This window comes from Acrocarpospora sp. B8E8 (genome assembly GCF_039871605.1).
GTDB classification, from domain to species: domain Bacteria; phylum Actinomycetota; class Actinomycetes; order Streptosporangiales; family Streptosporangiaceae; genus Acrocarpospora; species Acrocarpospora macrocephala.
Genome location: NZ_JBDPLV010000019.1, coordinates 73,354 through 92,254 on the forward strand (window position 1 = coordinate 73,354; position 18,901 = coordinate 92,254).

The 18,901-nt window shown below is 66.7% G+C and carries 20 protein-coding genes and 1 pseudogene; 13 read left to right on the forward strand and 8 right to left on the reverse strand.

Features of this window, described 5'->3' with window-relative positions; genetic code table 11:
- A complete protein-coding gene (locus ABGB08_RS20215) occupies positions 1–195 on the reverse strand; it encodes a ferredoxin (protein ID WP_155345258.1) in 195 nt (64 codons plus the stop codon).
- Between the two features lie 10 nt (positions 196–205).
- Positions 206–658, reverse strand: coding sequence for a pyridoxamine 5'-phosphate oxidase family protein (locus tag ABGB08_RS20220; protein ID WP_347592465.1), 453 nt, complete (start codon positions 656–658; stop codon positions 206–208).
- 66 nt (positions 659–724) lie between these two features.
- Here ABGB08_RS20220 and ABGB08_RS20225 point away from each other — a divergent pair, with 66 nt between their 5' ends.
- Positions 725–1,345: a class I SAM-dependent methyltransferase gene (locus tag ABGB08_RS20225; protein WP_347592613.1), complete on the forward strand. Its 621-nt coding sequence runs from the start codon at positions 725–727 to the stop codon at positions 1,343–1,345.
- 9 nt (positions 1,346–1,354) lie between these two features.
- Here ABGB08_RS20225 and ABGB08_RS20230 read toward each other — a convergent pair whose 3' ends face one another.
- Positions 1,355–2,491, reverse strand: coding sequence for a helix-turn-helix transcriptional regulator (locus tag ABGB08_RS20230; RefSeq protein ID WP_347592467.1), 1,137 nt, complete (start codon positions 2,489–2,491; stop codon positions 1,355–1,357).
- Between the two features lie 165 nt (positions 2,492–2,656).
- Here ABGB08_RS20230 and ABGB08_RS20235 point away from each other — a divergent pair, with 165 nt between their 5' ends.
- Positions 2,657–3,034 carry a hypothetical protein gene (locus ABGB08_RS20235; protein WP_347592469.1) on the forward strand — a complete coding sequence of 126 codons (378 nt, stop codon included), beginning with the start codon at positions 2,657–2,659 and terminating at the stop codon, positions 3,032–3,034.
- 2 nt (positions 3,035–3,036) lie between these two features.
- Here ABGB08_RS20235 and ABGB08_RS20240 read toward each other — a convergent pair whose 3' ends face one another.
- Genes ABGB08_RS20240 through ABGB08_RS20250 form a run of 3 tightly spaced genes read right to left on the reverse strand, consistent with a single transcriptional unit; the run spans position 3,037 to position 6,075 of the window.
- Positions 3,037–4,098, reverse strand: coding sequence for a prenyltransferase (locus tag ABGB08_RS20240; RefSeq protein WP_347592471.1), 1,062 nt, complete (start codon positions 4,096–4,098; stop codon positions 3,037–3,039).
- A complete protein-coding gene (locus ABGB08_RS20245) occupies positions 4,095–4,808 on the reverse strand; it encodes a methyltransferase domain-containing protein (RefSeq protein WP_347592473.1) in 714 nt (237 codons plus the stop codon). The genes ABGB08_RS20240 and ABGB08_RS20245 overlap by 4 nt, the downstream gene beginning before the upstream one ends.
- Before the next feature lie 37 nt (positions 4,809–4,845).
- Positions 4,846–6,075: a glycosyltransferase family 4 protein gene (locus tag ABGB08_RS20250; protein WP_347592475.1), complete on the reverse strand. Its 1,230-nt coding sequence runs from the start codon at positions 6,073–6,075 to the stop codon at positions 4,846–4,848.
- A 245-nt stretch (positions 6,076–6,320) separates the two neighbouring features.
- On the opposite strand from ABGB08_RS20250, the gene gmd reads away from it, so the two are divergent.
- Together gmd and ABGB08_RS20260 are read left to right on the forward strand one after the other, a co-directional pair.
- Entirely contained in the window at positions 6,321–7,322 is a 1,002-nt protein-coding gene (gmd, locus tag ABGB08_RS20255; protein ID WP_347592615.1) for a GDP-mannose 4,6-dehydratase, read from the forward strand.
- Positions 7,285–7,830 (forward strand): annotated as a pseudogene (locus tag ABGB08_RS20260) (RNA polymerase sigma factor); the annotation flags it as partial. The gene gmd and the pseudogene ABGB08_RS20260, both read left to right, overlap by 38 nt.
- Positions 7,831–7,947: 117 nt before the next feature.
- Here the strand turns inward: ABGB08_RS20260 and ABGB08_RS20265 are convergent.
- Positions 7,948–9,150: a cytochrome P450 gene (locus ABGB08_RS20265; protein WP_347592477.1), complete on the reverse strand. Its 1,203-nt coding sequence runs from the start codon at positions 9,148–9,150 to the stop codon at positions 7,948–7,950.
- 205 nt (positions 9,151–9,355) lie between these two features.
- Here ABGB08_RS20265 and ABGB08_RS20270 point away from each other — a divergent pair, with 205 nt between their 5' ends.
- From ABGB08_RS20270 to ABGB08_RS20300, 7 genes are all read left to right on the forward strand, one after another.
- Positions 9,356–10,207, forward strand: a complete 852-nt coding sequence (locus ABGB08_RS20270) for a fumarylacetoacetate hydrolase family protein (protein ID WP_347592479.1) — start codon at positions 9,356–9,358, stop codon at positions 10,205–10,207.
- On the forward strand, positions 10,204–11,514 hold the full coding sequence (locus tag ABGB08_RS20275) for an L-fuconate dehydratase (RefSeq protein WP_347592481.1): 1,311 nt from the start codon (positions 10,204–10,206) through the stop codon (positions 11,512–11,514). Before ABGB08_RS20270 ends, ABGB08_RS20275 begins: the two co-directional genes overlap by 4 nt.
- Entirely contained in the window at positions 11,511–12,257 is a 747-nt protein-coding gene (locus tag ABGB08_RS20280) for an SDR family oxidoreductase (RefSeq protein ID WP_347592483.1), read from the forward strand. Before ABGB08_RS20275 ends, ABGB08_RS20280 begins: the two co-directional genes overlap by 4 nt.
- Positions 12,258–12,260: 3 nt before the next feature.
- The gene (locus ABGB08_RS20285; RefSeq protein ID WP_155345271.1) at positions 12,261–12,566 is read left to right on the forward strand and encodes an L-rhamnose mutarotase; all 306 of its coding nucleotides are present in this window, start codon (positions 12,261–12,263) and stop codon (positions 12,564–12,566) included.
- 67 nt (positions 12,567–12,633) lie between these two features.
- The gene (locus ABGB08_RS20290; protein ID WP_347592486.1) at positions 12,634–13,551 is read left to right on the forward strand and encodes an aldo/keto reductase; all 918 of its coding nucleotides are present in this window, start codon (positions 12,634–12,636) and stop codon (positions 13,549–13,551) included.
- A 46-nt stretch (positions 13,552–13,597) separates the two neighbouring features.
- Positions 13,598–14,380, forward strand: coding sequence for an amidohydrolase family protein (locus ABGB08_RS20295; RefSeq protein ID WP_347592488.1), 783 nt, complete (start codon positions 13,598–13,600; stop codon positions 14,378–14,380).
- A gap of 305 nt (positions 14,381–14,685) precedes the next feature.
- Positions 14,686–15,867 carry an NlpC/P60 family protein gene (locus tag ABGB08_RS20300; RefSeq protein WP_347592490.1) on the forward strand — a complete coding sequence of 394 codons (1,182 nt, stop codon included), beginning with the start codon at positions 14,686–14,688 and terminating at the stop codon, positions 15,865–15,867.
- Between the two features lie 563 nt (positions 15,868–16,430).
- Here ABGB08_RS20300 and ABGB08_RS20305 read toward each other — a convergent pair.
- Complete coding sequence (locus ABGB08_RS20305; protein ID WP_347592492.1) at positions 16,431–17,321, reverse strand: sigma-70 family RNA polymerase sigma factor; 891 nt, start codon at positions 17,319–17,321, stop codon at positions 16,431–16,433.
- A gap of 74 nt (positions 17,322–17,395) precedes the next feature.
- Between ABGB08_RS20305 and ABGB08_RS20310 the strand changes: the two genes are divergently transcribed.
- Together ABGB08_RS20310 and ABGB08_RS20315 are read left to right on the forward strand one after the other, a co-directional pair.
- Complete coding sequence (locus ABGB08_RS20310; protein ID WP_347592494.1) at positions 17,396–17,857, forward strand: carboxymuconolactone decarboxylase family protein; 462 nt, start codon at positions 17,396–17,398, stop codon at positions 17,855–17,857.
- Positions 17,858–18,142: 285 nt separating this feature from the next.
- Complete coding sequence (locus ABGB08_RS20315) at positions 18,143–18,886, forward strand: class I SAM-dependent methyltransferase (protein ID WP_347592496.1); 744 nt, start codon at positions 18,143–18,145, stop codon at positions 18,884–18,886.
- The last annotated feature ends 15 nt before the right edge of the window (positions 18,887–18,901 follow it).

An 18,901-nucleotide genomic window follows, 5' to 3' on the forward strand; every position in this document is an offset into this window, starting at 1 on the left:
TTAGTCTTCGTCCAGGGCGAGGGCTGCCTTGGGGCACGAACGCACCGCGTGCCGGACTCGGTCCAGGACGTCGGCGGGCGGGTTCGGCAGCAGGACGTGCAGGTTGTCGTCGTCGTCCACGTCGAACACCTCCGGGGCCAGGCCCGCGCAGATCGCGTTCGCCTCGCAGACCTCGTAGTCGACGATTACCTTCATGACGTCTCCCTCAAGCGAGTTTGCGGTGATCCCAGGAGACTACGCGGGTTGGTTCCACGATGAATGCCACCCGTTTGCGGGCGGTGTGCTCGACGTACTCCCGGAGTTGGGTCACGTCCGTGAGGCCGGTCATGCGGCGGGTGACGTCCATGCCGACGGCCAGGACCTCCTGGGGATCGTCGATGAGTTCCGCCTTGCCGTAGACGAGGGCGCCGCGGAGCTCGGAGTAGTCATCGCCTGTCTCGATCAGGCAGGTGACTCGCGCGTCGCGCTCGATGTTCTTCGTCTTCTGGGCTTTGTGGTAGGTCCAGAAGGTCAGCCGCCCGTCGGTCAGGCCGTAGAACATGGTGACGAGGTGCGGAGTGCCGTCCGGGTTGATCGTGGCGAGTTGCAGTTTCCGGGAGTCCCGCAGCAGCGCCGCGACCTCTTCCTCGCCCATCGCGATCCGAGCACGCTGATTCACGCAGCAAAGTAGAACACGTTCCAGAACTGCCGACAAGGGGTCCGGTAGTGTTCCCCGGTGACCGTAATGCCCCCGGACCTCCGCTTCGCGGCCGAACGCGCCAAGGGTTTCATGCCTCGCCCCGAAGGCCAGGCCCTGTTCGAGATCGGCTGTGCCTACGCTCCTCTGGGTCCGCTCTGTGAGATCGGTACGTACTGCGGGAAGTCGGCCATCTACCTGGGCGCGGCGGCCCGGTCGGCGGGTTCTGTGCTGTTCACCGTCGATCACCATCGGGGTTCCGAGGAGATCCAGCCCGGGTGGGCCCACCATGATCCCGCGCTGATGGATCCGCGCGTCGGGAAGATGGACTCCCTTCCCTTCTTCCGCCAGACGATCGCCGCCGCCGGGCTGGAGGAGCAGGTGATCGCCGTCGTCGGGGCGTCCGCGACCGTGTCCCGATACTGGAACACGCCGCTGGCCCTCCTGTTCATCGACGGCGGCCATTCGGACGATCCGGTCACCCGCGACTACGAGGGCTGGTCCCCGCACGTCCTGCCCGGCGGTGTCCTGATATTCCATGACATCTATCCGAACCCGAATGACGGAGGGCAGGCACCTTTCCGGGTCTACCAGCGTGCCCTGAGCTCGGGCGACTTCGTCGAGGTCCGGGCCGAGGGCTCGCTGCGCGCGCTCGAACGTGTCCGGTAGCCGAATCCTCTAGACGATTACAGAAGCGGAGTGGAAGGCGTCGAGGTAGTGCTCGGCGAAGAGCTTCGCGGTCAGCTCGCCCCGGCTGCTCACGCCCACCTTCCCGAACACCGACTTGATGTAGTCGCGCACGGTGTGCGAGGACAGATAGAGCTGGGCGGCGATCTCCGGCGTCGACAGGCCGCAGGCGATGCCCCGCAGCACGTCGCGCTCCCGGGCGGTCAGCCCGTACGCCTCCACGATGATCGGCGCGACCTCCGCGCTCTGCGCCGGCTCGATCACCACGGCGAGCGGGCTGCCCGGATCGCTCTCGTCCATGCAGGAGGCGTGCAGCACCACCCAGCGACCCTCACGATCCCGGCAGCGAAGCCGCGCGGGCCCGTCCTCGTAACCCAGCGCCACCGCCCGCGCCTGCGATACCAGCCCCAGCACAATCGTGTGCAACTGGAACATCGCCGGGGACTCCGACAGCAAGGACTCCGCATTGAGGTCCAGGCCGTAGAGTTCGCGCACCCAGGCCTTGGCGTGGAGGTTGGCCGACATGAGCCCGCCTTTGGCGTCGAAGAGCAGTACGCCGGGCGCCCGTAGCGTCTCGATCGCCCGTGAAGTGGGCAAGTTCAGCACACTTCGCGTACGCAGCGCGACACCGACGGTCTGGGAGATGGCTCCCAGAATCTTCAGCTCGTCCGCGTCGAAGGACGGGCGTCCCTTCTCCCGGAACAAGGCGGCGGCCCCCCACGTCGTCTTCCCGGTGCGGAAGGTGATCCGCGCCTCGTCCTCGTACCCCTGCGGGCGCATGATCTCCCGGTACCGCGGGCTGCGCAGCGGCTTGTCGTCGGTGGCGATTCGCAGTGATCCCGTCGGCTCGGGCTGCCGCGCCAGATCGCGGAAGAGCAGTACGTCGTTGTTGTGGAACTCGTTGTCCCAGAACGGGCGGCACAGCGACAGGTCCTGGTGTTCGATCCGCGCCGGTGCGGACGCCAGGAGCGTCGCGGGGTCGACGCCGAACCACAGGCAGCCGTCGAACGGGATAGCCCTGCGCACCGAATCGCTGACCGCGGCCAGGAACTCGTCCGCGGTCGCGCAGGTCGCGTCCGCACGCTGGATCGACGCCCCCAAGCGGTGGGCGATAGCAGTCCCGGTCATGTCAAACATGGTAATTCCGGGACCTCTTCGGCACCCCCCCTCATTTGGGGGGAGTTCTCCGCCAAGGAGCCCGCAGCCAAGGGATGCCGGTCCTCGCCGTACGGCCTGACAGTTGACCCTGCCACGCGCTGTTCGGATGCGCGTACAACACGAAGGAGACAGGCGATGGAGCGAAAGATCAAGCGGGGAGCCGCAGCGGTCGTCGCCATGACGTTCGCGCTTCTTGCGACCCCGGGAGCCGCGAACGCGGCGGAAGCGCCCTGCAACCTGCCTGAAGGGTGGTGTGACGTGCGGAGCAGGGTCAACATCGACCCGAAGAAGTCCGTCCAGACCGGCCTCACATGCAACAGCAGGGCCCGTTATGTTACGAGCTGGACGTTCACGGCCTTCAGTGGCAGTGGGGGCGTCAGCTGGGCTGTGGTGTCGGCCGACCACACGCGCGTGACCGTGCTGCTCGAGAATACGGATACGCGTAGCAAGCTCCTTGGCGAACTTTACTGGACCTGCAGGAACACCCTTCCGGCGAATGTTTCCTCGTCCTGAGGCTAGCGCTGTGTCACCCGTTGGCAGCCACAGCCGACGGGGGCTCGGTCGGCGGCGTGTTCGCCGGCTTCCCGGAAAATGGAAGCGCCGCCGGTCGTGTCAGATAGGGCGTCGGCGGCGAGGATCACGGCTGCGGCTGTATAGGCGGAGCGTTCGTGAGGGAAATGTTTCTCGTTGACGAATTGCCAGCCGGTCCAGTAGGAGCCGTCGTCGTGGCGTAAGTGCTGCATGTCGGTGAAGAGTTTCAGGGCTCGGTCGCGGTCGCCGAAGGCGTCCAGAGCCAGCACGAGTTCGCAGGATTCCGCGCCGGTCACCCACGGCTGGTCGGAGACGCAGCGGATGCCGAGGCCGGGCACCACGAAGACGTCCCATTCGTCGTCGATGCGCTGGTGGGCCTCGGAGCCGCGGACCGCGCCGCCGAGGACGGGGTAATACCAGTCCATGGAAAATCGGCTTTTGTCGGTGAAGGCTTCGGGGTGTTCGCGCAGGACATGGCCGAGGTGGTCGGCGGCCAGCTCCCATTCGGGGCGCGGGTCGTCCAGCCGTTCGGCCAGGGCGACGCCGCAGCGCAGGCCCTGGTAGACCGACGAACAACCGGTCAGCAACGCGTATGGCGCAGGATTTCCGTGTATGTCGCGTTCCCAGACGATTTCGCCGCGGCGGGTCTGTAAGCCGACCACGAAATCCAGCGCGTCGGCGACCACCGGCCACATCGCGCGCGCGAACGTCTCGTCGCCGGTCACCAGCAAGTCGTGCCAGACCCCGACCGCCACGTACGCGGCGTGGTTGGATTCGCCGCCCGCCTCCAGGGCGACGCCGTCCCGGAGTTTCATCGGCCAGGAGCCGTCCGGGCGCTGGTGCCGTACCAGCCAGTCGAAGCCATTCCTGGCCGGGGCCCGCAGGCCCGCGACAGTGAGCGCCATCAGGCATTCCACGTGATTCCAGGCGTCCACGTGGCCTTCAGGCCACGGGATGCCGCCGTCGGCGTCCTGGACGGCCGCGATGCTCTCCGCCGTCCGCCGCACCTGCTCAGCGCTGATCACGCCGGGTACGGCCGGGATCATGCGGGTTTCCGGCCGTAGACCACCACACTCTTACCGATCAGCGGATTGAGCACGGCCTCCGCGATCCGGGTCACCGCGGGCCGTTTCATGATGTCCCACACCAGCAACTCGTGGTACGCCTTCGCCAGCGGATGCTGATCATCGTTCACCCCGACCGCGCACTTGAGCCACCAGTACGGCGTGTGCAGCCCGTGCGCGTGATGATGCCCCCCGACCTCAAGCCCGGACGACTTCAACTTCGCCCGCACCTCAGCCAACGTATAAATCCGGATATGTCCCCCGGGCGCGGTGTGGTAGTCCTCCGACAGCGCCCAGCACACCCGCTCCGGCAGGAAGCTCGGCACGGTCACCGCCACCTGACCGCCCGGCTTCAGCACCCGGACGATCTCCCGCATCGCCGCCAGGTCATCCGGAATGTGCTCCAGCACCTCCGAGGCGATCACCTGATCGAAGTACGCGTCCGGAAACGGCATGTCCAGCGCGTCCCCGACCACGGTCTCCGCTCGAGCGCCGGCTGGGATCTCGCCTTCCTTGTCCATGGCGGCGAACATCGCGGCCACGCTCTCCATCTCGCCCGCGTCCTGGTCGAACGCCACCACGTCGGCCCCCCGGCGCAGCACTTCGAAGGCGTGCCTGCCGCCGCCCGCGCCCAGGTCCAGGACACGATCTCCCGGCCCCACCGGCAGCTTGTCGAAGTCGACGGTCAGCACGCGAATCCTCCCATCGCTAATCCTCCATATTGATGTGTCAACGAGCGGAGATAGCCTCGCGGTAGGCCTCGACGGTGCGCTGGGCGACGACCGGCCAGGCGTACCGTTCCATCACTCGGTCGTAGCCGCGCTGGCCGACGGCCGCCCGCTCCTCGGGCGAGTCGTGCAGCCGCAGCAGCACCGCCGCCAGTTCCTCGGGGTCGCCCGGCGCGACCTGTACGGCGGCGTCCCCGACCACTTCCGGCAGCGCGCCGGTGCGGGAGGCCACCAGGGGCGTGCCGCAGGCCATGTGCTCCACGGCGGGCAACGAGAAGCCTTCGTACAGGGAGGGCACCACCGAGATCTCGGAGGTCGCGATCAGCTCGGCCAGTTCGGTGTCGGAGATCCCGTGCACGAACCGGACCCGATCCTGCAACGACAGCTCGGTGACCAGCTTCTCGGTCGAGCCGCCGGGCGTGGGGCGGCTCACCACGGTGAGGTTCACGTCCCGCTCGGTGGCCAGCTTGGCGACGGCGCGCAGCAGCGTGGCGACTCCCTTCATGGGGGAGTCCGCGCTGGCCACGGCGACGATCGAGCCGCGCCGTTTGGGCAGGTGCGGGCGCGGATGGAAGAAACGGGTGTCCACGCCGAGCGGGATCAGGCGCATGTTCGCCTGCGGCACGTTGAAGTCGCGGTGGATGTCGGCCAGGGAGGACTCGCTCACCGTGAGGATCGGGCTCAGCCGGGGGGCGACGTACGCCTGCATCCGGACGAAGCCATACCAGCGGCGCATGGAGAGCTTCTTCCACCGTTTCGCGGCCTTGAGCTCGATCCGGCGGTCCACGCTGATCGGGTGGTGGATGGTGCCGACCACGGGGAAGAGCTTCTGGATGCCGAGCACGCCGTAGCCGAGCGTCTGGTTGTCCTGGACGACGTCGAAGTCGCCGACCCGCTTCTTGAGCTCGCGGTGGGCGCGGAGGCTGAAGGTGAGCGGCTCGGGGAATCCGGCGGTCCACATGGTGGCGACCTCCAGGACGTCGATCCAGTCCCGGAACTCCTTCAGCGGAGGGGTGCGAAAGGGGTCGTCGTCGTTGTACAGATCCAGGCTGGGGATCTTGTTGAGGATGACGCCCTCGTCCAGTTCCGGATAGGGCTGGCCGGAGAAGACCTCGACATGGTGACCGAGGGCGATCAGTTCACGGCTGATGTGCCGGAGATAGACCCCCTGGCCGCCACAGGTGGGCTTGCTGCGATAGGACAGCAGCGCGACGCGCAGCCTCTCCGCCAAGGGAGCACCCCTTTCCGGCCCCGGTCCGGGGCACCACAAAGATGACCTTAGCTCCCATTTGCGGTAGAGGGTGCCAGGTAAGGAGACCTTGTCTCTTTTATCGTCCCTCGCTGTCACATTTGCGCTGTCACGACGGGAAACAGCCTAGCCGAACATGGTTCGGTGGAACACGTTCTACCCCGGGATGGCGCTCGGATAGGGGCAGGGCGGTACATTCGGTACAACATCAGCAGAGGGAGGGCGTGTTGGCCAAGCGTGCGCTGATCACGGGAATTACCGGTCAGGACGGGTCCTACCTCGCCGAATACCTGCTGTCGGAGGGATACGAGGTCTGGGGTCTCGTCCGTGGCCAGGCCAACCCGCGCGTCTCCCGCCTGCGCCGCCGGCTCGGCGACGTCCAGCTCGTCCGCGGCGACCTGCTCGACCAGGGTTCCCTCATCTCCGCCGTCGAACGCGTGCGGCCCGACGAGGTCTACAACCTGGGCGCGATCTCCTTCGTCCCCATGTCCTGGGAACAGGCCGAATTGACCGCTGAGGTCACCGGCATGGGCGTGCTCCGCATGCTGGAGGCGATCCGCGTCATCAGCGGAGCTTCGTCCATCCGCTTCTACCAGGCCTCCTCCTCCGAGATGTTCGGGCAGGTACGGGAGACCCCGCAGACCGAGCGGACGCCGTTCCATCCGCGCTCGCCCTATGGCGTGGCCAAGGCATATGGCCACTTCCTCACCCAGAACTACCGCGAGTCGTACGGCATGTTCGCCGTGTCCGGCATCCTGTTCAACCACGAATCCCCTCGCCGGGGTGCCGAATTCGTGACCCGCAAGGTCTCGCTGGGGGTGGCCCGCATCAAGCTCGGCCTGGCCGGCGAGCTCCGGCTGGGCAATCTGGAAGCCCGCCGGGACTGGGGTTACGCGGGCGATTATGTCCGGGCCATGCACATGATGCTCACCGCCGACAAGCCCGAGGACTACGTCATCGGCACTGGCCGGACCCACTCCGTGCGCGAGCTCATCGAAGCCGCTTTCACGGCGGCAGGCCTCACGTGGCAGGACTACGTCATCGCCGACCAGTCCCTGCACCGGCCCGCCGAGGTCGACCTGCTCTGCGCCGACCCCAAGAAGGCTCGCACCCAGCTCGGGTGGGAGCCGACCGTGCCGTTCGAGGAGGTCGTCGCGATGATGGTCGAAGCCGATCTCCGCCTGCTCTCCGATGGCGGTGATCCCGACCAGGACAGTTCCTGGCCGTAGAAATTTCCCCGGTTGGGGGGAAACAGGGCGCCATTCTCCGACACGTACGGAGAGAAGGAGTCCCCCAACGAATGGGAGCGGCGTGGCTTCCCCTGACCTCAAGCAGCGCTTCGAGGAGATCTACACCGCGCACTATCCGGACATTCTTGCTTATCTCCGGCGGCGTACCGGATCTCCAGACGACGCGGCCGACGCGTTGGCGGAGACCTTCGCCACCGCCTGGCGCCGGGTGGCGGACATTCCGGGCGGGGCGCGAGCCCGCCTCTGGTTGTACGGCGTCGCCCGGCGCGTCCTGGCCAACGGCAGGCGGGCCGAATCCCGCCGCAGCGAGCTCGTCGAACGGCTCAGCGCGCAGCTCGCCCTCTGGGGTGACTCGGTGGATCCATCCGGCGTGGACGATCTCGACACTGTCCGCGCGGCCTTCAAGGGGCTGAATCCCGACGATCGGGAGGTCCTCTCCCTGGCCACCTGGGAGGAGCTGGGCTCCCAGGAGATCGCGACGGTGCTCGGCTGTTCACGTCCACCAAGGCGCCATAACTCGAGGGGGGAGACCGTACCTCTTCGTTGGGGCGACGCCGTTTCCGGTGTCGCCCGAACTCCGGATGAACGAAGGCTGCCCCGCCGGTTAGAGGGTGACCGGCAGGGTCTTGATGCCGTTGATGAAGTAGCTGCGCAGGCGGGTGGCCTCGCCGGACTGCTGGATCTTCGGCGCGCGGTCGGCGAGGATCTCGAAGAGCACCCGGAGTTCCATCTTGGCCAGATGGTTGCCCAGGCAGAAGTGCGCGCCACCGCCCCCGAAGCCGATCTGCGGGTTGGGATCACGGGTGATGTCGAACGTCTCCGGGTCAGCGAAGATCTCGGGGTCTCGGTTGGCGGCCGAGTAGAAGACGACGACCTTGTCGTTCTCGGCGATCCGCTGGCCGCGCAGTTCCATGTCGGTGGTGGCCGTACGACGGAATAGGTTGACGGGGGAGACCCAGCGCACGATCTCGTCGGAGGCCGGGCGGGCCAGCGCCGGGTCTTTGAGGAGTTTGCGCCATTCGTCCGGGTGCTCGAAGAAGGTGAGCATGCCGCCGGAGGCCGCGTTGCGGGTCGTCTCGTTGCCCGCCACGACGAGCAGGAGGACGAACAGGTCGAACTCGTCCACGGCCAGGGTCTCGCCGCTGTCGTCGGGCTGGAGGAGTTTGGTGACGATGTCGTCCTGGGGCTGCTCGCGCCGCGCGGCGGCGAGCTCGTTGGCGTACGCGTAGAGCTCGAACGCGGCGGCCTGGCCCTCTTCCGGGCTGGTGGCGTAGTCGGGGTCCTCGGAACCGATCATCCGGTTGGACCATTCGAAGATCTTGTCGCGGTCCTCGATGGGGGCGCCCAGCAGCTCGCAGATCACGTACAGCGGCAGCGGTGCCGAGATGTCGCGGACGAAGTCGACGTCGGACCTGCCGTGGGCTTCGTCCAGCAGCTGGTGGCAGATCTCCCTGATGCGCTCTTCGAGCTTGGCGATGGCGCGCGGGGTGAAGCCGCGGTTGACCAGGGAGCGGCGGCGGGTGTGCTCCGGCGGGTCCTGGTTGAGCATCATCATCCGCTGGAGTTCCAGCGTCTCGTCCGGGGTCTCGTTGAACAGCGCGAGCCGCCGGAACGAGGAGAACAGGTTGCTGTTGCGGGATACGTGCACGACGTCGGCGTGTTTGGTGAGGGCCCAGAAACCGGGCCAGTCGCGTACGGGGTCGCCCTGGTGCCAGTAGACCGGGGCGTTCTCCCGTAACCAGCGCATCTGGTCGTGGGGGACGCCGTCGCGGGCGTACTGGTCCTGATTGACGAGGTCGATGTGCATGCGAATCACCCGAGTTTGCCGAAGAGGACCAGCGCGTGGTTTCTGTTTACTGAAACGTGTTCTATTACGAGCTTAGGGCAACGTCAAGGCAGGCCAGCATAGCGTCCAAAAGATCATCGGATGTCTTATGTTGGGACCGTATTGACACATCGGACCGTCGCCCGGCAGTCTTTCTCGTGAAAACATCGGATGTATAGGGGACGTTGTGAGACTGGTTCGAGTAGGTGACAGGGGTGGGGAGAGACCCGCCGTGCTGGCGGACGACGGACGCCTGCTCGACCTGGGGGATCTTCTCGATGGAAGTGATCTCGACGGCGATTTCTTCGCTTCCGATGGGATCAGCCGAATTCGGACGGCGGTGGCCGAAGGTGCCCTTCCTGAGCTCGACGGGGGTGGCCTGCGGATCGGAGCGCCGATCGCCCGGCCGGGAAAGGTCGTGTGTATCGGCCTCAACTATCGGGACCACGCCGAGGAATCCGGCGCCCAGCCGCCCGACGAGCCTGTCGTCTTCATGAAGGCCAGCAACACAGTCGTCGGACCTTTTGACGAGGTTCTCATCCCCAGGGCCAGCACGAAGACCGACTGGGAGGTCGAACTGGCCGTCATCATCGGCCGGACCGCGCGATACCTGGAGTCGCACGAGGCGGCGCTGGAATGCATCGCCGGGTACGCGATCTCCAACGATGTCTCCGAGCGCGAGTTCCAGCTTGAGCGCGGCGGGCAGTGGGACAAGGGCAAGTCTTGCGAGACGTTCAACCCGCTCGGGCCCTGGCTGGTCACCGCCGATGAGATCTCCGATCCGCAGCGGCTCGGCCTGCGGCTGTGGGTGAACGGGCAGCCTCGGCAGGACGGTGACACCAAGAACATGATCTTCGAGGTGGCCGAGATCGTGCGGTATCTGAGCTGGTTCATGGTGCTCGACCCCGGTGACGTGATCAACACCGGCACCCCGGCGGGCGTGGGGCTCGGCGGATTTCCGTACCTGCGTGAGGGCGATGTCATGGAGTTGGAGATCGACGGACTCGGGCGGCAGCGGCAGACGGTGGGTCAGGCGTGATCCAGCCCGCACCACTCCTGCCGTCCACTCTGACCATCCAGACATTCGAGACGCACGACATCAGATTTCCCACCTCGTTGGAGCTCGATGGCTCTGACGCGATGAACCCCGATCCGGACTACTCGGCCGCGTACGTGATCCTTGGCGACGGCGAGTACGAAGGTCATGGGTTCGCCTTCACCATCGGGCGGGGCAACGACATCCAGACTGCTGCGATCCGGGCGCTTGAGCCGTACGTGCTGGGGCGGGATGTCAGCGACCTTGGCGCGATTTATCGGGAAATGGCGCACGACTCGCAGTTGCGGTGGCTCGGTCCGGAGAAGGGCGTCATGCATATGGCGATCTCCGCGGTCGTCAACGCGCTCTGGGATCTGCGGGCCAAGCGCGAGGGCAAACCCCTCTGGCGGGTGCTGTCCGAAATGTCGCCCGAGGAGATCGTCGATCTTGTCGACTTCCGCTATCTCACCGACGAGCTCACGCCGGAGGAGGCGCTGGAGATCCTGCGCCGGGCCGAGCCCGGGCGGCAGGAGCGGATCGCTCAGGCGTTGGAGCGCGGGTATCCGGCATATACGACGTCTCCCGGCTGGCTCGGGTATGACGACGAGAAGTTGCGGCGGCTCTGCGAGCAGGCCATCCAGGATGGGTTCTCGCAGATCAAGCTGAAAGTCGGCGCGGATCTGGACGACGACATCCGGCGCATGCGGATCGCCAGGGAGGTCTGCGGCGACGGATTCCCGATCGCCATCGACGCCAACCAGCGGTGGGACACCACGACGGCGGTGCGGTGGGTGGACGCGCTCGCGCCGTACCAGCCGTGGTGGGTGGAGGAGCCGACAAGTCCGGACGATGTGCTCGGGCACGCCACGATCGCGCGGGCCATCGCCCCGATTCCGGTCGCCACCGGCGAGCACGTGCAGAACCGGGTGGTCTTCAAGCAGCTGCTCCAGGCGCGCGCGATCTCCTACCTGCAGCTGGACGCGGCCCGGGTGGCCGGGGTCAACGAGAACATCGCGATCCTGCTGCTGGCCGCCAAATTCGGCATTCCGGTCTGCCCGCACGCCGGCGGCGTCGGCCTCTGCGAGCTCGTGCAGCACCTGTCGTTCTTCGACTTCGTCGCGGTGAGCGGGTCCATGCAGGATCGGGTCATCGAATACGTCGACCACCTGCACGAGCACTTCGCCGACCCGGTGGTCATCGACCACGGCAGGTACCGGGCCCCCACGGTGCCCGGATTCAGCTCAACGATGCATCCGGAGTCGATCGCGGCCTATTCCTATCCCGACGGGCCGGTTTGGAGATCCTCATGAGTGAGTTCGACGGCCTCAAGGCGCTGGTCACCGGCGGCGGATCCGGCATCGGCCTGGCCACGGCGACCCTGCTGGCCGCCCGCGGCGCCCGGGTCGCCTGCCTGGACGTCAACCCGCCCGGCGACCCGTTCTTCGGGGTCAAAGCCGACGTCACCGACGATTTTTCGGTCCGTACGGCTGTCGCCGCGGCCGCGGAGCAGTTCGGCGGCCTGGACATCGTTATCAACAACGCCGGAATCGGGGCGGCCGGCACGATCGCCGACAACCCCGATGACGAGTGGCTGCGTGTCCTGGATGTGAACGTTGTCGGGATGGTGCGGGTGGCTCGGGCGGCGTTGCCGTACCTGCGGGAGTCGGCGCACGCGGCGATCGTCAACACCTGCTCGATCGCGGCCACGGCCGGGCTGCCGCAGCGGGCGCTCTACAGCGCGACCAAGGGGGCGGTGCTCTCGCTCACGCTGGCGATGGCCGCCGACCACGTCCATGAAGGCATCCGGGTCAACTGCGTCAATCCGGGCACAGCGGACACCCCCTGGGTCGGGCGACTGCTTGAAGCCGCCGTCGACCCGGACGCCGAGCGGGCCGCGCTCAACGCCCGCCAGCCGCTGGGCCGGCTGGTCAGCGCCGACGAGGTCGCCCACGCCATCGCCTACCTGGCCAGCCCACTCGCCTCCGCGACCACGGGAACGGCCCTCGCCGTGGACGGGGGTATGCAGGGCCTCCGGCTCCGTCCGAAGGAGTGAAAGATGCAGAGAATCGCGTTGCGCACGCGGCTCAAGCCCGGCTGCGAGGAGATCTACGACCGGGAGCACGCGAGCATTCCGCCCGAGCTTGAGGCCGAGCTGCGTGCCTTCGGCGTACATTCCTGGCGGATCTGGCGGAGCGGACGGGAGATTTTCCACTACGTGGAGGTGGACGATTACGCCATACTCCAGGCGAAGCTCCGCGACAGCACGGTCAATCAGGCGTGGCAGGCCCAGATGAACCGGCTCCTGGACGGCGACTTCGACCCTGACGACGGCGGCCTCCGCAAGGTCTGGGAGATGTCATGACCTCCTTGAGCACCCGCGGGATCCAGCCATCATCGTGATAGGGGTTCGACGTGAGTAGGTGCTTGACGTGACGCGGTACGGCTTGGGCTGCGCGCCGATCGGGAACTTGTTCACCGCGCTGACCGACGAGACGGCGCGCGCCGCGGTGGACGCGGCATGGGAGACCGGGATCCGGCTCTACGACACCGCGCCCCACTACGGTCTCGGCCTGTCGGAGCGCCGTCTCGGCGAGGCGCTCCGGCATCGCCCCCGCTCCGAGTTCACGCTGTCCACGAAGGTGGGCCGCCTGCTGGCGCCCACGGACGGGACCGGGCGCGACGACCAAGGTTTCGACGTTCCCGCCACACACACCCGCGTGTGGGATTTCTCCGCTGACGGGGTCCGGCGATCGCTGACCGAGTCGCTCGAACGGCTCGGCCTGGATTCGATCGACATCGCGCTCATCCACGATCCCGATCACCACTGGAAGGAAGCCGTCGGGGAGGCGTTCCCGGCACTGGCCGAACTCCGCGCGCAAGGCGTGATCAAATCCGTTGGTGTCGGGATGAACCAGTGGCCGATGCTCGCCGACTTCGTCCGGGAGACCGACGTGGACACGATCATGCTGGCCGGGCGCTACACCTTGCTCGACCAGTCGGCGGCGGCCGAGTTGCTGCCGCTCTGCCTGGAGCGCGGCGTTTCGGTGGTGGCCGCGGGCGTGTTCAACAGCGGCATACTCGCCACGCACGACCTGAAGGGCACCTACAACTACGTCCCCGCGTCCCCCGAGCTGCTCGACCGGGTCCGCCGCCTCGCGCGCATCTGCGAGAAGCACGGCGTCACGCTGCCTCAGGCAGCGCTCGCGTTCCCCCTGCGGCATCCGGCGGTCTCCTCGGTCGTCCTGGGCATGCGGTCAGCGGATGAGGTACGGCAGAACATGGCCTTGGCGGCTTCGTCCATTCCCGAGGCTCTCTGGGATGACTTGGCGGAGGTTGAACATGATTGACAGTCATCATCATCTTTGGGATCCGTCTCGCCGGACATATGGGTGGATGGCGGGTGAAGCACTGGCGCCGTTGCGCCGGCCGTACGGGTTGGACGACTTGCGCCGAGAGACTTCGGCAGCCGGAGTAACCGGAACCGTCCTGGTCCAGACGGTCAGCGACATCTCCGAGACCGAGGAGTTCCTCGCCCTCGCCGCCGCCTCCGACGGCCTCATCCGCGGCGTCGTCGGCTGGGTCGACCTCACCGCCCCCGACGTCTCCGACCAACTCGCCCGCCTCCGCACCCTCCCCGGCGGCGACCTCCTCGTCGGCATCCGCCACCAGATCCAGGACGAACCCGACCCCCACTGGTTCGCCCGCCCCGACGTCCGCCGCGGCCTCCTCGCGGTATCCGCCGCCGACCTCGTCTACGACCTCCTCGTCCTCACTCCCCAGCTCCCGATCGCCCACGAGGTCGCCGCCACCCTCCCCGACCTCCGCTTCGTCCTCGACCACGCCGCCAAACCCCCCATCGCCACCGGCGAGCTAACCCCCTGGTCGGACTCAATAGCCACCCTGGCCAAACTCCCCCACATCACCTGCAAACTCTCCGGCCTGGTCACCGAAGCCTCCTGGACAAACTGGAAACCCACCGACCTAACCCCCTACACCGACCACATCCTGAATTCCTTCGGCCCTTCCCGCGTCATGTTCGGCTCCGACTGGCCCGTCTGCGAACTAGCCGCCACCTACTCCCAAGTCACCACCCTCGCCCAATCCCTCACCCCCACCGCCCACAACCAGGTCTTCAAATCCACCGCCGAATCCGTGTACGGCCTCCGGCCCATGTAACCACCCCGCCGCGACAACACATCACCCCTTGTGGATAAGCGCCGCACGCCCGTGGCTCACGATGCGCCATGCCCCCTGTGGATGAGTACCACACCCTCTTGGTGTTGATGCGTCACTCACCTGTGGATAAGTCATCCGGCGCTCTGGATCTTATTAAGACGCGCTGAACTGGCCACCTCGTCATCATCGGGCAATTGACCGAATCCTCCTTCCGGCGTTATCCACAGAATCCCGCTCGGTCAATTGGGCCGTGCCTACTCGCTCCACCATTGGGCTCGATTTCCCCTAGAGCCCAGGAGGAGCCCGTGCTACCAGCGCTGCTCGCCGCATCCGCAATCACCGGCGTCGCCTTCGCCGGACCCGCATTGGCCGACATTCCCCGACGCCCCTGCGCCATCGACCGGCCTTACCCCGATCGATCTTGGGTCGCACCAAACGTATTCACAGACGATCGCGACCACTTCGAAGATCTGTCCACCTGGCAAGAACACTGGGAAGACTGGGTAGCACAACAGGAATATTGGTGGAACACATTCATTACCCGCTTCCTACCCCACACCGATGATCGAGATACTCCCACTCCACCACCCCTGCCCACCCGCCGCCACTCATGCCCACCTCGCAACGAAACCTTCCCACCAAACCATTTCCAACCCCCGCTCCACCCCACCAGGGAGAATTCCACACCCAGCGGGGACCCAATAATCGGTTGGAACTCCACGCCCAGCGAGGCACCAATAACTACCTGGAATCCCAAGATCAGTTGGAATCCCAAGCCTCGCGAAAGGCCTAAGACTGGCGAAGAGCTCAAGATCGGTGGAAAGTCCGGGACTGGCGAAAATCTGGGGACCAGCAAAAAGCCGTGGACCGGGGAAAATCAGGAGACCGGGAGAAATCAGGGGACCGGGAAAAACCGGGGGAGTGGCGAAAATCTGGGGATCGGCGAGAAGCGGGGAAACAGAGAAAGGCCCGGGACTGCCAAAGAATCCGAACCCGGCCCGAGACCCGCGAACAGCCCAAAGCCTGCCAAGCCCCAACCTGCGCACAACCAGAAGCCCGGGGAGATCGCTGTCGCGGCCGTCAAAAGCTGGCTGGGCACGCCCTATACCTGGGGCGGCGGGAACGACAAGGGCCCCAGCCGGGGAATCGGCAGAGGAGCCGCCCGAGTCGGCTTCGACTGCTCTGGATTGGTGTTGGCCGCCTGGGCCAAAGCCGGAGTAGACCTGGCCCACTACACGGGCACTCAAATCCGCCAGGGCCACCCCGTCGCCATCAAAGACCTCCGCCCAGGCGACCTCATGTTCTTCGGCGGCACCCCCACCGACCCGACCCACGTCGGCATGTACATCGGCCAAGGCACGATGATCCACGCCCCCAAAACCGGCGACGTAGTCCGCAAAGTAAACGTCCTCAACTCAAAGCACTACATGTCCACCTTCCAAGGCGCCACTCGTCCCACCCCCAAAGCACCCACACCCAAGAAGTAAACAGCGACAGTAGCTAAGGAAGTGCCTCGGCCTCGATCCGCTCGCTCCATGGGGCACTGGATTCATCTGATCCGGCCACCCCGGCCGGATCAGATGGGCCCCGAGCTATGGTCGTGGGCAATCCACGGACAGATCGATCAGACGCCGATAACCAATTTCTCAGGAACTGGCCCAGCCCTGCTGCGGCCCGCCGACCGACTCCACACCTGGCGAGCCGGTCATCCCGCCAGACCCAGGAAACCGAAAACGGACTGATAAGCGCTGACGAACCGCGTAGCAGTTTGCGCCCCTTCATATGCTCTAGCGCTGCCGGATGGAACTCCACGCGGTAGCTCGCTGGCGGGCGGCCCAGCCTGGGAAGGCGTCGTCCATGGAGACGAACCCCTCGCGCCGACCGTCGCGCACGTCCTGCTCAGCACGGTCGAAGTCCGGGTTGGATACAGCGATCGCGTGGAGTCGCCAGCGGTGGAGAACTTCCCGGAGCTGCTAGGAGGACGTCGCGGCACCCAGTCGCGGCACCCAGTCGCGGCATTCAAGCGCGGCATTCAAATGACGGGACAGTGTCAGATTTCCAGTGCGGTCAGGTCCAGGCTGGCCACGCGAGTGGGGTCGGCGAGGATGTCGATGCCCGCGATTCTGGCGTCGAGGATGGTGAAGCTCATGACTGAAATGGGTTGGCCGTTGATGGTGCCGATTACTCCGGCGGTGCCGTTTACCAGGGCGGGTAGCGCGGCCAAGGTGGATTGTGCGGTGCTGGTGGAGCGGCTGAAGAGGAGCGACTGGCTGGCCACGTCCGTCGCGCCCCGGACGATCCGCAGGCCGCCTGGCGTGTCGACCCGCAGGACCACATCCGGGTCCAGGACGGCGACGAGGGCGTCGAAGTCGCCGCCGCGTGAGGCGGCCAGGAAGGCGTCCACGACCTGGCGCTGGCGGGTCAGGTCGAGGTCGGGGGTGGGCGCTGTACGCTGCACCCGCCGCCGGGCACGACTGGCGAGTTGTCGGGCGGCGGCGGGAGTTCGTCCCACCATGGGTGCGATCTCATCGAAGGGCACCGCGAACATGTCGTGCAGGACGAACGCCAGTCGTTCCGCGGGTGCCAGGGACTCCAGGACGACCAGTAGGGCCAGACCCACCGAGTCGGCCAGCAGTGCCTCATGCTCGGGCTCGATCCCGTCGGCGGGGCTGATGACCGGGTCCGGCAGGTGCTCCTCCAGGGGATCCTCACGACGGGAGGCACGAGATCGGAGCATGTCCAGGCAGACTCGCCCGGTCACCGTGGTCAGCCAGCCGGCCAGGTTTTCCACCTGGGTGGTGTCGGTACGGCTGAGCCGGAGCCAGGCCTCCTGTACGGCGTCGTCGGCCTCGCTCAGCGAACCGAGCATCCGGTAGGCCACCGCCTTGAGCCGCCCGCGGTGAGCCTCGAATCGGTCCGCCAGGAACTCGTTCTCGTCCATCTGTCACATCCTCCAGTTCAGTCCCGTCATACCGATGACGAACCGAAACAACCCGGTGTGACCCTGGAGGAATTATGGCAGCACGTATGAGCAACCCGGCGATGGCCCTCCCTGGCGTGATGACGGCCATCCAGGGGCTCATCAAGGCCAAGTCCAAGGGAGGAGTGCCGGAGGAGACTCTGGAGATGGTGCACCTGCGGGCCAGCCAGATCAACGGCTGCAGCGCCTGCGTGCACGCGGGCGGGAAGACCGCGAGGAAGGCGGGGATGAGCGACGAGCGGCTGTTGGCGGTGGCGGCCTGGCGGGAGGCGCCGTACTTCTCGGAAGCGGAGCGTACGGCCCTCGAACTGGCCGAGACGATGACCCGGCTCAGCGACCGCACCGGCGAGGCCGTGCCGGACGAGCTATGGGAGCGCCTAAGCGGCCACTACGACGAGCCGCAGCGCGCGGCGCTGATCCTCTGGATCGCCACCGCCAACTTCTTCAACCGCATCAACACCGCCATCAAGGAACCGGCGGGCACCACCTGGGGATGAACCACAACAAGGCGGGCACCGCTGACCGCGCCCGTCTGACGGGTCAAAGAGGCAGGCGGCTGAAGGATCCATGCATGTCCTACTGACCGCGCCCGCACTGCGTGCAGTGCATGACGCCGTTCCAGTTCCGCGGGTCCATGCATGTCCTACCGACCGCGCCCGTCTGACGGGTCAAAGGTCTTGGCGGGGAGGGGCGTCGAGGATCTTTTCGAAATCGCCCTGGCGATACCGGTAGGTCTTAAACGGCTGGTGTGCGCTGCGGGAGATAGGACAGAGTTGGACCTCATGGATCGCCAGCTCATCAGCCATCTCGCTCATCGTGACCATCCCATCGCCGCGCCGGTCTCCGGCGCGCAGGTGACCCGGCTGCTCCGCCGGGCCCGGTTGCCCGAAGGGGCGAGGATTCTCGACCTCGGCTGCGGCGAGGGGGCCTGGGCGCTGCGGGCGCTGGCGATGTATCACGACGCGACCGCCGATGGCGTGGACATCTCCGCCGAGGGACTCAAGGCAGCCGAGCGTATGGCCGAAATGCAGGGCGTCTGGGAGCGGATCCGCCTGCACAACAAGCCGGCCGCCGACTTCCCGGTGGCCGAGCAGTACGACCTGGTGCTCTGCGTCGGCGCGACGCACGCGTTCGGCGGCCTCCTCCCGACCGTCGAGCACGTCCGCCGCTACCTGCGCCCGAACGGGCTGGCGCTGGTCGGCGAAGGCTTCTGGGAACGCGAACCGACGCCGGAGGCGCTCACCCGCCTGGGCGCCGACCCGACGGAGTACCTGGACCTGCCCGGCACCGTCGTCGCCGCCGAATCCGCCGGCTTCGACACGGTCTACGCGTACACCAGCGACCTGTCCGAATGGGATGACTACGAGTGGTCCTGGACGGGATCCCTCCTCCGCTGGGCCAACGAACACCCCGGCCCGGACGCCGCCGACGCCCGCGCCGCGGCCCTCACCCACCGCGACATCTGGCTCCACGGCTACCGGGGCGTCCTCGGCTTCGTCACCCTCCTACTCCAGCGAAACGGCTGACCGGCATGGACGTCG